12 protein-coding genes, 1 tRNA gene and 1 pseudogene are annotated in these 13,097 nt (G+C 63.2%); 10 read left to right on the top strand and 4 right to left on the bottom strand.

Features of this window, described 5'->3' with window-relative positions; all coding sequences use genetic code 11:
• From FJV41_RS42165 to FJV41_RS52725, 9 genes and pseudogenes are all read left to right on the top strand, one after another.
• A pseudogene (locus FJV41_RS42165) lies at positions 1–188 on the top strand (hypothetical protein); the annotation flags it as partial.
• Complete coding sequence (locus FJV41_RS42160; RefSeq protein ID WP_141648280.1) at positions 178–2,517, top strand: hypothetical protein; 2,340 nt, start codon at positions 178–180, stop codon at positions 2,515–2,517. The pseudogene FJV41_RS42165 and the gene FJV41_RS42160, both read left to right, overlap by 11 nt.
• Positions 2,514–3,839, top strand: coding sequence for a hypothetical protein (locus FJV41_RS42155; protein ID WP_141648279.1), 1,326 nt, complete (start codon positions 2,514–2,516; stop codon positions 3,837–3,839). The genes FJV41_RS42160 and FJV41_RS42155 overlap by 4 nt, the downstream gene beginning before the upstream one ends.
• 297 nt (positions 3,840–4,136) lie before the next feature.
• Positions 4,137–4,721: a hypothetical protein gene (locus FJV41_RS42150; RefSeq protein ID WP_246137761.1), complete on the top strand. Its 585-nt coding sequence runs from the start codon at positions 4,137–4,139 to the stop codon at positions 4,719–4,721.
• A 38-nt stretch (positions 4,722–4,759) separates the two neighbouring features.
• Positions 4,760–5,179 carry a hypothetical protein gene (locus FJV41_RS42145; protein WP_141648277.1) on the top strand — a complete coding sequence of 140 codons (420 nt, stop codon included), beginning with the start codon at positions 4,760–4,762 and terminating at the stop codon, positions 5,177–5,179.
• A gap of 15 nt (positions 5,180–5,194) precedes the next feature.
• Complete coding sequence (locus FJV41_RS42140) at positions 5,195–5,827, top strand: hypothetical protein (RefSeq protein WP_141648276.1); 633 nt, start codon at positions 5,195–5,197, stop codon at positions 5,825–5,827.
• A 215-nt stretch (positions 5,828–6,042) separates the two neighbouring features.
• Positions 6,043–6,588: an FmdB family zinc ribbon protein gene (locus tag FJV41_RS42135; RefSeq protein WP_141648275.1), complete on the top strand. Its 546-nt coding sequence runs from the start codon at positions 6,043–6,045 to the stop codon at positions 6,586–6,588.
• 104 nt (positions 6,589–6,692) lie between these two features.
• The gene (locus tag FJV41_RS42130) at positions 6,693–7,649 is read left to right on the top strand and encodes a DMP19 family protein (RefSeq protein ID WP_141648274.1); all 957 of its coding nucleotides are present in this window, start codon (positions 6,693–6,695) and stop codon (positions 7,647–7,649) included.
• Between the two features lie 81 nt (positions 7,650–7,730).
• Positions 7,731–7,892, top strand: a complete 162-nt coding sequence (locus FJV41_RS52725; RefSeq protein WP_181791306.1) for a hypothetical protein — start codon at positions 7,731–7,733, stop codon at positions 7,890–7,892.
• A 67-nt stretch (positions 7,893–7,959) separates the two neighbouring features.
• On the opposite strand, the gene FJV41_RS42125 is transcribed toward FJV41_RS52725, so the two are convergent.
• Both FJV41_RS42125 and FJV41_RS42120 read right to left on the bottom strand, forming a co-directional pair.
• The gene (locus tag FJV41_RS42125; protein WP_141648273.1) at positions 7,960–8,700 is read right to left on the bottom strand and encodes a hypothetical protein; all 741 of its coding nucleotides are present in this window, start codon (positions 8,698–8,700) and stop codon (positions 7,960–7,962) included.
• A gap of 32 nt (positions 8,701–8,732) precedes the next feature.
• Entirely contained in the window at positions 8,733–9,302 is a 570-nt protein-coding gene (locus FJV41_RS42120; protein ID WP_141648272.1) for a hypothetical protein, read from the bottom strand.
• Positions 9,303–9,695: 393 nt separating this feature from the next.
• Between FJV41_RS42120 and FJV41_RS42115 the strand changes: the two genes are divergently transcribed.
• Positions 9,696–10,772: a tetratricopeptide repeat protein gene (locus FJV41_RS42115; RefSeq protein WP_246137760.1), complete on the top strand. Its 1,077-nt coding sequence runs from the start codon at positions 9,696–9,698 to the stop codon at positions 10,770–10,772.
• A gap of 1,899 nt (positions 10,773–12,671) precedes the next feature.
• On the opposite strand, the gene FJV41_RS42105 is transcribed toward FJV41_RS42115, so the two are convergent.
• Both FJV41_RS42105 and FJV41_RS54790 read right to left on the bottom strand, forming a co-directional pair.
• Positions 12,672–12,744, bottom strand: a tRNA-Asn gene (locus FJV41_RS42105).
• A gap of 142 nt (positions 12,745–12,886) precedes the next feature.
• Positions 12,887–13,097 (bottom strand): hypothetical protein (locus FJV41_RS54790; RefSeq protein ID WP_181791304.1); only part of this gene is annotated, 211 nt, incomplete at its 5' end.

The raw sequence follows: 13,097 nt of genomic DNA, 5'->3' as shown, positions 1-13,097 counted from the left end.
GCCTGGCGGTGGGCGCGGGCCAGCCGGGAGCGCGCTACCTCGCCTCGGGTGACGCGCGGTGGCGCTTCCTGGGCGGCAAGCTGTACGCGATGGGGCAGGGGGGCACGCTGCTCTTCCCGACGGCGGAAGGGACGCTGCGGCCAGGCGCCTTCGCCTCCGTGGGACTGGGGGTGGACAATGCGCGCTGAGCGGCCTTGGTGCGGCGGGTTTGGCGCGGCGCTGCTGGTGGCCCTCCTGGCCTCCGGGTGCGCCTCGTTGCCGGCGAGGCCGGGCCAGGCAGGCCGTGGGGCCGTCCTGGCCTTCAGTCCCCTCTCCGTGCCCTCTCATGCGGCGAGGAGCGCGGCGACGGGTGCGTACCAGGGGGAGACGTCGGGCTCCGCGGATGGGACACCAGACCCGGGGCCGATGGGCTTTCGACGTGGAGTCATCGGCAGGGTCGTCCACGAGGAGGGAACGCCCGGCTCGGGCGGCGAGGGCAGGGCCTTCGTTTGTGGCGGCAAGGCCCTGCCCTCGGGCTGGCCCCGTCTGGGCTCCAGCCGGGAGGTACTGGCGCCCTTCCTGGTGTGTGCCTCGCCCGCGGAGTTCGTGGCCATGCAGCGCGGGGTGGACATGGCCGCGCTGGTGGAGTCCCTCACGGACTGGGACGCCGTCCGTCTGGGCGCCCTGGGCCCTCTGGACGCACGAGCCTCGGTAGCCCTCGGCCGTAAGCGCGCGGCCTTCATCGTCACGTCCGTGGAGAAGTACGGCGTGCCGTATTCCGAGGTGCTCGCTCTCTTCGTCCTCCACTCGGCCTTCGACGACGAGCTGCGCGAGGTGGTGCAGCTGCTGGCTCGCGACAAGCAACTGGGCGAGACGCTGGGCGCCATGACAGCCGTCCGCGAAGACCTGAAGCGGCGGGGCCTGGAGCTGGAGGGCTTCCCGGAGCGGGGAGAGAAGGCCCGCGACGTTTTGCGCGGGCTGGGGCGTGCGGGCAGGGACATGCTCTCCAGCAATCAGGTGAGTGTTGAGGCCCAGTACTCGGACCTCATGGTGGTGAAGCGCAGCCAGCTTCCACCGCCCTACCAGGCCGCCCTCGACGAGGTGGCGAAGGCGTTGACGGGGCGGCACTACTCGCCGGGAAGCACTTCGGCAGGGGCTTTCGACCACCTCACCTTCGGTGTGCCGGTGGGTTTCTACCACCTGGCGGTGGGGACGGGGCACGGGGCGTACTCGTTGGCCGAGGGCAAGTATGAGCAGGCCACGCGCGAACTGGCGCCGACCGCGCTGATGGTGGCGCTGTACGCCGGAGGCAAGGGCGCCCGGGCCCTGGTGGAGGCACGCGGCGGGCTGCGGCGGCTCCAGATGCCGGCGCTCGACGTGGACGGGATGAAGGCGCTGATGGCGCACCTGGAGGAGCAGCTCGGCATCAACGCCGCGCGCGACTTGCTGCGCTACCTCCAAGCGAGCCGCGAGGGCGCGCTGGTGGCCGCCGAGTGGGGTGAGGCAGGGCTGCTGGCGCTGTACGAGGCCCGCGGAAACCCCGCGAAGGCGCAGGCGGTGCTGATGGAGACGGCCAGCCGCGAGTCCGCCCAGTCCGTGGCCTCACGGGGCGCGGCAGGGAAGCGGCCCGCCAACCTCGACCTCTTCGAGCAGAACTCCGAGGTGTCCGCTGCGGAGGCGCAGGCGGCAAGCCGCGAGTCCTCCAATGCTGCAACGACGAGGGGAGGGGCGAATCGCGAGCCCGCCCGGTCTTCGGCGAGAAGGCTGCAATTCGACAACCTGGACCTCTTCGCCCAGGACGCCAAGGTGGGCGCTGCGGAGGCCGCGAAGGCGAAGCTGTTCCTGGCGGAGCTGGAGTCCTCGGGCGCCCGTCTCCCGAAGGACGTGAAGCTGCTGAAGGAGATGGCGCCCAAGCTGGACGAGCCGCCTCCGGGAGTCGAGCAGGGGGCGCCGCTCTGGCAAGAGTACGTTGCCTATCGCAAGAGGCGGCTGAAGGAAATTCGGGACGGTGACGCCGTCAAGGGCCCCCTGAAGTGGGAGGGCTACGGGGGGATGCGCGCCTACTATGCTCGGGGCATGGCTTTCGAGAGGACCATGATCGCCATTCTGGAGGCGGACGCTGCGTTGCCCCGCGCACAGCGGCGGTGGCTCGGCGACTTCGAACAGCCGCGCATCGAGACGCACGTGGGCGTGTCGAAGGTGGACCTCCGGTACGCCGACGTCCTCGTCATCGAGGCGCGCCCTCCACCGGGCCAGCCACCTCGGGTGGAGACGTTCAGCTTCAAGAGCCGAGACCTCAAGCCTTTCGAGGTCGAGGACCTACGCGTGCAGTTGAATACGGATGCGAGCAATGCGATGAAATACTACGGTGGAACGTTGAAGATTGTTCGGGACGGACTGCGACAGCAGGCGAAGGTTCAGAGAGTGCGCCTTGTCTACGAGGGAGGAAAACTTCTGCCCAGTGACCCCGCGATATTGAACGATGCGGCAACCAAGACGCAGAGGCGGATCGAGGGGGTGGAGGTGTTGTTCCAATGAGGCTGGATGAACTGAGCAAGGCGGATAGTTTTCGCTTCACCTTCGATGGGGCCTTCGAACCGAAGGATGGATTGGAGCGCGAAGTGGCTCCCTTCCTTGATGCTCTTGAGAGGCATGCCGTCAGTTGGATGCCGACGACTGTCAAAGGCAGTCGGAAGCGCAAATACTCCCGAGACGCTGTGCTGCGCGCGCTAGAGGAACGACGCGATGAGTATGGCTCAATCATTGGGCTGTCTCGCGCGGAGAGTCCTGCTGTTTCGATGGCACTCGACCTCGGGCTCACTCAGCGGGCGTCCGAACTGAGCGTCAGTCTCAATATACAGCCGCTCATGTTTTTTGCTGCGGCGGAGGCCTGTCGCGATTTTGTGGCTGTGGTTCGTGCCTGGGCCTCTCGATACCCTACGCGCCATTCGGTAGCTCATGGCTTGGCAGATTTGCAGTTGGCGGGCTCTCCCGTATTCGGTCGTGACGATGCGACATGGAAACGGGACGGGTTCGACAAGATCTATGAGTTGTTCTGGCTGAACGTCTTCGGCCCCAAGCTGGTCGAATCGGTGGGAAGAGAGCGGATGCTCTCGACTCCTGCGCACCTCGTGGAGGAGCTTCCCAACGGTTCTGTCCTCCTGGTTCTGTGGCCCACTGCCGCCGAGTTCGCCAGCGAGGAAGCGCGCGTGGCGCAGGCCCGAGCCCACGTCCACCTGCGGCCGGACCTCGACTTCAACACCGTGCTGCGCAAGTTGCGGGAGCGCAGCGCCGTGCTCGTGCCCGTTGAGCCGCGCTTCCACCCTGACGTGGCGCCGTTCCTCTCGCGGCTGCTGAACGAGTTCGCCATCAGCGAGCGGCAACGGAAGATTGCCGAGTTCAACGCCTTCCGGCCTCCTGTGCCGGATGAGTGGCTGCCGGTCGCCCTTCCATCGGACGTGGCGAATCCGGAGCGCGTCCTCGAATCCTACGGAGACTTGTCCGAAGGTCTCGTGGCAGCGCTGCACACGAAGGTGCCCTCCCTCATGGACGAGACGGCCGAGTCCATCACGGATCTCGACTTCTTCTTCTGGAGGGAAGACTTCCCCGAGAAGTACGAGCGGCAACTCATCGATGGGCACACTGCGCCGGCGCTCGGAGCTTATCTGGGGGACGTGCTGGTGCGGCGGTTGGGAGGGACGTGGGTGCTGCGGCAGAAGATGGAAGAATCCCAGGTGCGGGTGGGCAAGCGCGTCTGGCTGCCTTTCCTCCGCGCCCGCCGGTACATGCAGTCCTGCCAGTCGCTGCTGGACTACTCGCTCACGCAGTTCTTCCATGAGGCGGAGCGGTACCGGCCGTGATTTGAGTCGTCCCCGTCGTTGATGGCATCCAGTCTCGAAAGCGGGGCTCTTGCAGCCCCCTCTGCGGAGAGATGTGCGGGGCTGAACTCGAGTCCAGCCCCGTTCCAGGCCGGCAGTCTGGCTCCAGCCTGAAACTATCCGGGTCGCTCTCGCCACCAAGACAAGGGGCATGCCCAGGGAGGACGTATGCTTAGCGGATGTGGCCGAACGATTATCCTGGTTTTGCCGCTGGGATGCTTTGCATTGGGGTGCAGCACGCCCAATCCCAACGTGCGAGTGGTAAGGACTTCGGAGGGAGTGCTCCGCGTTGATGCGCCATGGTCGGGACCATACAAGACAATGGAGGAACTCGCGGAAGAGGGATGCGAGAAGGTGACGAATCAACCGGGAGCATCCCATGGAGATGCGAATGGGGAGTACGGCATGGAATATTGTGCACTCCATTACTATTCGCCCGAGGATGATGCATACTATCTTAGCTTTCTCTCTGATGTTGGTGGCGACGGCCCTGACGGGATGAAGTTCTGTGTCGTCCCGAGAGCCATCAATGAATTGAACCGGAAGAGGTATATCCTTCTCGGGCCCGCCCATAATCATCCACACAATCGAGAATTTTCGCGCGCGGATACTGGAAAAAGAAGGCCTCTTGGTTGGTCCCCGCTCGGAACTTCAAGGGTGTTTGATAGGGAGACCGGGCGCGTCTGGGACCGTGAGTTGCTCGTATTCTACAGGGAGCGAAATGGGCGGTGTAGTACATTCAAGTACAACTACTTCACTCGTCTTGTGTATGCTCTGCGGCGCGGGGAGTGGGTCGCAATCGGTAAGGCTGGAGGAGAGTATGGAAAGGTCACGTTATTTGATGGTCGGGAGTGGCTGCCTTGAGTGAGCGTGGACGGATGTGTCGAATTGGACGGGTGGTGATGACGCGGGTGCTGGCTGCTTTGCTGTTGACGCTGTCAGGAGGTTGCTCGTATCTGGGATATCATAAGCGCGAGAGGGCAGAGCGGGTGCCGTCGGCTGAGGGAGAACGAGTGGAGTTCCCTGATTCTTTTGAGGGAGCGATTGACATGAAGGGGCCGCTGGTAGCCGCGCTGGAAATAGCCATGAATGAATTCCTGCCCCCTGGGGCGAAGGTGGAGGCGCGAGGAGGCAGCGAGGTCATTGCGAATTGTCTGTCGAGGCGGAGCACTTACGATGTGCTGGCTATGGCTTATGGCGACGGCTTGTTCTATGTGTCGTTTTCTCCCCGGGTCGAGCGATGTGGCTTGGCTGACGAGATTCTTGATGGAGGGGCCGAGTACATTGTTGATAGTCGAGGACGTGTTGTGCGAAGGCGGTAGTCTGGGGAGGAGGCAATGAGGTTCCGACTGATTGCTGTTTTGCTTGCCTTGAGCTGTATCTGGGGTTGTGTGGCCAATAATGCGGATCTCGGAATCCGAGTGCGGGATGACCCGAATGGACCGGTTCGGTACGAAGGTCCTTTGGCAGGCCCCTACGATGATATGGAAACTCTTGTTGATGCCGCATGCGAACGCATGCTGAATCAACCTGTCTCATCGCGTGGCGGACAACCGCTGGGATACTGCGCAGTCTTCTTTTCTGCGCCGAATGACGAGGGTAGAGATAAGTGGTTTATTGGTCACGTTGCTCCGCTCGGCGTAGGCGGAGGTGACGCAGGGCGGTCCTGTGTCTTGCCGATAGATCTCGTCGCGCCGCGCAGCACTGAGGTTCTTGCCCTGGGTGGTGGGTACGACACCAGTCGTGGCCGAAGGAACTGGCACCCAACATTGTTCCTCAACGGGCGCACTGGCGAGACGTGGGAGCGCGACGTGTTGGTTTTCTCGACTTCTACGCCTACTGAGTGTGGAGTCTATAGCTTTACAGGCTTCAGTCGAGTCGTCACGGAAGTGCGCAATGGCAAGTTCGTGCCGGTTGGTACAGTCTATAATAGCCAAGGCTCCATCGAGGCACTTGGGGAAGCCATGTGAAACATGGCACCGGGTTGCATGCTGGATTGTGCTTGTCAGAATGTGCGCCATTCTGCCTCGTGTGACGCCCGTTGGCCTGAGCCCATGGCTTGGAGGCATGCCGTGTGCGTACTTTCTTGCGGCGAGGCGCAATCTATACTTCTCGGGGTGACTGGTGTTGGTGGACGCGATGAAGAGATTGCCCGTGCAGTGGTTGTGCGGATACCCTGCCTCTCATGGGTGACTCCTTTCAGACTATCGTGGACAGGGACGCATCTGCGGACGACGCCCCCCGTCTTGCGGCCGAGGTTCGGGACTGGCTCGTCGCGCGGCGCATCATTGAACAGGAGCTGACGGACTGCGCTCTTGGAGACTCGGGGCATCGACCGGGCCCCGGGCACGCCGCTGCGGTGGAGGAGCCGGACGAAGAGACTGGAGTTCTGAGTCTTCAGGCGAACGGCCTCCAAATTGAGGTGGGTCGAACCGTCTTCTATACCATCGGAAGCGAGTTGACGTGTCGTGCATGCGGTGCCCAGTTCGAGCCCGAGGACGGTTGGTCCGAGGCCGTCGACGATTGGTACAACGGAAACGACAGTGCAGAGTTTGAATGCCCGGAATGCGGGAAGCCCGAGCGGCTCGTGGAATGGAGCGGCGAGTTTCCGTGGGGCTTCGGGAATTTGGGATTCAAGTTCTGGAATTGGCCTCCGCTGTCGGGGCGCTTCATCCAAGAGGTGGCTGAAATGTTGGGTCACCGGATAGTCTTGGTGCGTGGAGACCTTTGAGCAGAAGTGGACGGTTCTGCATTCTGTCGCTGAGGTCGAGATGCCGCCTGCTGCCTCGCGGCGAGTAGGTTTTGACCCGACGCATGCAGTGAATAGGAGACGCAATGTCCGGGGAAGAACTGAACGATGAAGTCACTAAGCTGATCGCAGAGCGGCTGAGGCGCGTGGCGGACGTGCTCCCTCCGGAGGGGCACGCGTACCATGTCGTCGAAGCACAGACTGCCGCTGGTGAGCGCGCTGGTGGGCTGTGGATGGTTGGACCCGAGGGAGGTATCCCAGTCTTTCAGAGCCGAGAATTGGCGACCGAGGCACTCCAGTTTGTCCCTCCGCCGCAGGCGCTTGGGTACCTCGATGAGTCCGCAGTGGGCTGGGGGGTGCACGCACTTTCTGCTGATGAGTTTCGCACCCTGTTCATCAATCCGACCGTGATGCTCTATGTCGTCCTCAAGGTCAGTGACTCCGGCATTGAAGCCCAGCCGCTGACAGAGCCGCGAGAAATGACGCCTCCAGCTTTGACCTCTGGCGAGCATGGCCCACACGTGGCGATGTCCGGTTTGGAGGCCGCTCCGGCTCAGGTGGGTGAAGGAGGCGTGATGAACGCTGAGACGCGCCTTGCCCGAGCAAGCGTCGAGGAGCTTTCCCCTGGCGAGCGCCTTTGGAGGCTCATGGAGCCCGCCTTCGACCATGACGCGAAGGCGGGGACGCATGGCCAACGGGTGCTGGCCCTCACGACGTTCTTCGTCCGAGACGTGGAAAACGGAGGGCTGGACCAGGCGCTGTTCAACTTCACTCCGACCGCCGTGGACTTCGTGCTGAAGGGTTTCGATGAGATTGGCGCAGACGAGCACGCCGCGACGGTGCGGGCCGGCATGCTCGCTCTCTTCGGCGCCACCCCTCCGGAGACGCAGAATGAGCGTCGCCGGATAATCGATACCCGCCCTCGGGCCTGGCTGGACAAGCACATCGACCCGCTGAGCGAGCGCCTCATGGGCGAGGAGCGGCTGCAGAGCTGCTTCCTGCGCTACGTCGATGCGCACCCATCCGAGTTCTTCGTCGACTGAGGAGCTGGCCTGGCTCAGTTGCAGGGAGCCCAATGGCCGCCGCGAGGGAGCCAGCCATCAGTCTCGTTCTGGCTGGGCGGGATGGAAGGTGCTGCGGCTGCGCTGGACGAGTCCCTGGTGCGCGTGGGCAAGCGCGTCTGGCTGCCCTTCCTCCGTGCGTGCCGGTACATGCAGTCGCGCGAGTCGCTCTTGGAGTACTCGCTCACCCAGTTCTTCAAGGAAGTGGAGCGGCACCGGCCCTGACTGGGGCGAAGGTGAGCATGCCGGCGGCGGTTGCTGGGTGGGGTCGATAGCTACCGCCGCAGTCGTGCTAGGCCCGAGATGCTGGCGGCGTCAGCGACAGCACTGCCCCAAGCGCCCATGTCCACAGCGGGCGCCAGTCAAAGTTTGGAGCGGCCTTCGCCTCGTGCTGTGCCACGGCAGTCTCCAGGGACATCCCCGGTGGCAGGTGCATCGTCAGGACGTGGGCTGCGCGGCCCTCGCTGGTGAGCGCCTCGAGGCAAAGGCGCCAAAGGTGTGGCTCCGACTCTTCCACAACGAGTAGGTCGGTCGCCGTCCACTTCACCCGCTTGCTGTCGGACAGCTCAAGCCCGGCCTCCGGTGGAACTACGAGGTGGAGGCCTCGGTGCGGAAGTCGGAGATCGTCCGTCCGGTACCCATGCAGCTCCATGGTGCGCAGTTGGGCGGCCAGCGTTCCATTCACAGTGCGGGTGTCCTTGCCCCCATCCTCCCATGCCAGCCGCAGCCAGTACTGGATGGCGCCGCGGTTGAGTGTCGCCTCCAGCTCAGGGTGAAACGACAGGGCCACGTACAGGGCCTCCTGGTAGGCGTCATCGTCGAGAGCATCACGAAGATGCCTATGGCCGGTGCGGCGGGCTGCGTCTTCGAGGGCCACGAGTGGCACCGTCGAAAGGATATAGGCTGCGTGGGGGAGGGAGATGGTCCCGGACTTGATGTCGCGATCCACGGCTTCTAAGGCCGCTTCTGCGCCGCCGAGGGCCCAGTACCTCCGGCTGTCTTCTGGGATGGGGGACGCGGTGAGGATTTGCATGGTGCCAGTCCATGTTCGTTGGAGAAAGACGCCTACTCGAACTTGTAGCCTGCGGCGATTGCGGCAGTCACTAGCGGGTGGTCTTCACGGGGCGACAGGGGGCCGACCTCTTCTGGACGGAGGACCGCGCCCCCCTCATCGATGACGACCACATCGCCGCCACGACGTGCAATGACGCCGCGCATCGCCCCCCAGTCCTCGCCGGCCATGAATCGCATGGCTCCGATGAGCCCGCTCGGTTCGGAGTCTGGAGAGCCCGGCTGAGCCCACCAGATGGGCAGCTCGGACAGCGCGGCATATGCCTGTTCCCGTTCATCCCAGTGCTCCAGGAAGTACGCACCGGCCAGCCGGCGGAATTCGTCCATCGCAATTTCGTGATTCGTACTGGGCCGCTCCTGATGCTCCAGCACATCGACGGGCACCCAACCCCTCTCGGTCCGCGCCCACGCAGCCAGTCCGTCAGTCTCTTGCACCTGGGCCGGGGAGGCCGCCATTTCGGCGTCGGTCAGCGTCCGCTCCCGGTTGAGGGTTAGCAGCGCCCAGCGGAAGTCGGAGGCCTCGAACACCCTGCCGTTCAGCACGCTCTGGACCCTCTTGGGCATTGGGCATTCCCCCGCGCCGCATGGAGGTTCTGGCGCTCACCGCAGGGACAGTAGCGAGCCCTCCGTGGGGCGTCGAGGCGCTACTTGCAGCCCGGGTCTCACCCCTGGGGGGTATGGACCGGGAGGCTCGGCGGTGCCTTCGAGCGCGCCGCGCCCGAGCCAGTGATCAGTCGGCTTCCTGAGAGTCTCTATTTGCTGGTCCAAGACAGAGACGTGCGGGCCCGGAGCGCCTCTTCGACTGGGTCATTGGAGACCAGAGAGACCCAACCAAGAGCTGGCGTCCACGCTTGACGAGGGGAGTATGGAAGGCGGCATCATCCCGGCATGAGTCAGGACTCTCCTTCTCAACAGATTTCGCCGTCTCCTTCTCCGCAGCCGACGCCGCCGAAGGGGATGTCCGTCCCTGTCGTGCTCATTGCCTCCTGCTTCGTGCTGGCCTTCATGGGCTGGGCCATGAGGCTCGGCTATCCCGGAGCCGTATTGGGGTTGGGCGCCCTCGCTGGGTGCATTGCAGTCTTCAGGAAAAAGGACTCCAAGCACCGCAGCGCCGCCGTCATTGGCGCAATTGCTTCCGTCTTTGTCTTCATTGGCGCCATCGGGAACGGGAACGAGAGTTCCCGGAAGGCTGCTGCGATGGCGGCCTCCATCGAAGACGCGCGGCAGAAGGCAGAAGCAAGCCGCGCTCATGAAGAGGACATGTCCGAGCGCATTGCTGCGCTGGCCACGTCGTCGCCTCCCCAGGAAGCCGTCGACCTCTGCAACAGCTTCGGGGACCTCCGGGACATCCCCGAGAAGAGCCGTGCGCGGTGCGGCGAGGCGTACCTAGCCAAGGGCCGCGAGTTGCTGGCCTCTGCGAAGGCCGGGGATGCTGTACCCCTCCTGGAGAGGGCGAGTTCCCTGGCTCCAGGCAACGCAGATGTTGCGACCACGCTTTCGAGCGCGAGGGAGCTGCAGGGGAAGGAGGACTTCAAGACTCAGGGACCGGAGGTCTCCGCCAAGTTGGCGCGGGCGTTGGCCCATGCCAAAGCGAAGGAATGGGAAGAGGCGGAGTCCGAGCTGAACGCTGCCGACGCCACCCTGAAGAGGTTTGACGGCCTCGAGGTCGCCAAGTCGAAGGAGTGGAACACCCTGGCGGGCCAGGCCGCCCAGCAAAGGAAGCGCATCCAGCCGAAGCTGGAGAAGCTCCAGCTCCAGCGCGAGGCCCAGAAGCTGATGGTGGAGATGCGCGGGGAGAAGCCTGTGAACTCACCGTGGGATGGCTCCGTGCCGGAGGTCGAGCTGTACCTCAAGAAGGTGATGAATGACCCCGACAGCTACGAGCATGTCTCGTCGTCGGCCCCTGTTGCCCGCGATGCCTTCTGGATTGTGAAGAGCTCCTTCCGGGGAAAGAATGCCTTCGGAGGGAAGATCCTCAACACGAGGTACTTCTTCATTCAGCAGGGGCAGGTTGTTCGCGTGGCGGAGGAATAGGGCGGGTTGTCCTCTCTGGCACGAGGCGCTGTTCCTCCTCGTGCCAGTGCGAGGTCGGCCACCTACACTGCTTCCCAGAAGGTGATGGCGTGCAGGTGGACGAGGACCTCGTTGCCCGGCTAGCCAAGAAGAAGGTCAAAACAGCCCCACGGCTGGTAGCGGAAGGTGAATCATCATGCCATCACACATTACGAGGGCGAATGGCTTGACGATGGACGAAAGGAAGGGGCGCGGATCCGCGGTGGGCGTGCAGGTGCAGCCTTCGCCCGACCTCCTTGGCTTTCTCGTTCTGTTTGATAGACACCGCAGGCTGTAAACCTCGAAGGCTGTGAGCTGCGCGGGACACAGGGGGCCAACTGAATATGGGCGAGAAAGCTAGGCAAAAGAGACTTGCGCGAGAAAGGGCTGAAGCGATTGCTTATGCCCAGACGGTTCAGGGGCTTGCTTTTGAGCGCGAACGCTATGCGAAGGCGTGGTCCCAGACGGATGCCGCCAGTTTTGCTCGGGGTGGGCACTATGCATGGATGGCATCATTTGTCGCGGGGCATGCACGTGTCCTTGAAGTCGGGACGGGGTCTGGAAGTGGGACCATAGAGTTGCTCCGAGCAGGCCACGTGGTTGTTAGTATCGATGAAAACCCAGAGTGCCTCGCTATTGCACAGAAACGCATTTCGGAAGCTGGATACGCATCAATCATCGAGCGTAGGGAGACCGTTCGTCAGGTTGATGGTGGCCATGAAATCACATATGGCCCGCCCAGAACGTCCATTCCTACGTTGGGCGCACTCCTGCTTGAAGGAGACTCTCTGAATGACCCGTTGCTGTGCAGTTGGCTCCAGGCACAGCCTCAGTTTGATGCCGTGGTTTGTTGGCTCATGGGAAGCCATCGCGCACGATCATTCAACGCGGCTTTGGGAAAATGGCCAGCTGGAGAGTATCGCCTCCATACCCAGAATCGTCTCTATGCGCTCTCCGATTCGATTCTTCGCTCTGGTGGGATTCTTCAGATCGTTGACAGGGCTGAAATGGGAGCGTCCAAGGAAGAGGAGGAACTATTCAGCCGTGATTGGCGGTCGTCCCATGAAGAACAAGCTCGTGCATTCTCGACCCTTCGCGTCGAGCCTGTGCCACCAGCACGGCCATATGATCTACCGGCCAAGTCTGGAGTTCAGATGGGGATGACACTTCCCCTCTCCGGAAGGGTGCCAAGTAACGACAGGTCCGGGCTTGTGTCGGTCATTGCGCGCAAACCCTAGGTTGCTGCTCCGGAAGGGGTTGCATCTTCGTGGCCACCCTTCGGCGAGCCCTGTGGCCCCCACGAGGTCGCGCGAGGGGGGGGCGCGGGCACTCTGCGGAGTCTTGGGGCTCTCGGGAGGCTCTGGACGGGTGAACCGGCCGCTTCGCGAGAAGGGCGAGTGCCCCCCGTGAAACGGCGGTGGAGGCGGTTGGATCAGAGGCCCCCTGAAAGCGCCCTCACTTGAAGTATGGGTTTGGAGAGTCCCTGCTGGCCTTGCGTCACCCTCTCGGGGACCAGCAAAGCAGGTAAGGGACGAAACCAAAAAGCAGAGAGAGACGCCTTCTCAGAAACCTTAGAGCGGAAAGAGCGGGGCTCCAGGGGAATGTTGTTAACCGCCTCCCCAAAAGTTAACAGCACCTGTTAACCGCTCTTGGCCTGTCTCTCCCCAGAACGGGTGAAAGAGCGGTCCAGAGAGCCGAGTCGGCGGCGGAGGAGAGGGGTCATCTCGCTCTGCGGGGTGGAGAGCCGAGAAGGCTCTCTTCAGCACCGCGAGCCAGAATCCCTTGTGATTCAGGGGCTTAAGCACGAAGGCCCCGCGATGTCATCGCGAGGCCTGTGTTAAACAAAAAGGGCCCTACCAGTTGGTAGGGCCCTTCAAGTAGCTCCCCGACGAGGACTCGAACCTCGGACCTAGTGATTAACAGTCACCCGCTCTACCGGCTGAGCTATCGGGGAATATGTCCTCGCTGTGGTAACGGCGCCGCAGCGATGACGCGCTTTCTAGAGAACGGAGCCCCCTCTGTCAACTGTCCCGTTTGATCCGCTCTCCCGGCTCCAGGGTCCACCCTGGTCCGCCCTCGATGGGCTCGCCTCCGTTTCATCCGAGGCCATCTCCCTCGTGCTCGCCGGCTCCCCCGCTGAGCGCGTCGTGGATCGCACCCTCCGTGCTCATCGCTCCCTCTCCCGCGACCAGCGCCAGGCCCTCAAGGAAGCCATCTTCAACGTCGGCCTCTGGCGCCGCCGCCTCGCCTTCCTCCTCGACCAGGACGACGCTCCACCCCCGCTCCTGTCTCTTATACAGATCTCCC

It is taken from the genome of Myxococcus llanfairpwllgwyngyllgogerychwyrndrobwllllantysiliogogogochensis (assembly GCF_006636215.1).
Classification (GTDB): Bacteria; Myxococcota; Myxococcia; order Myxococcales; family Myxococcaceae; genus Myxococcus; species Myxococcus llanfairpwllgwyngyllgogerychwyrndrobwllllantysiliogogogochensis.
This window is presented reverse-complemented; position numbering and strand designations above follow the sequence as displayed.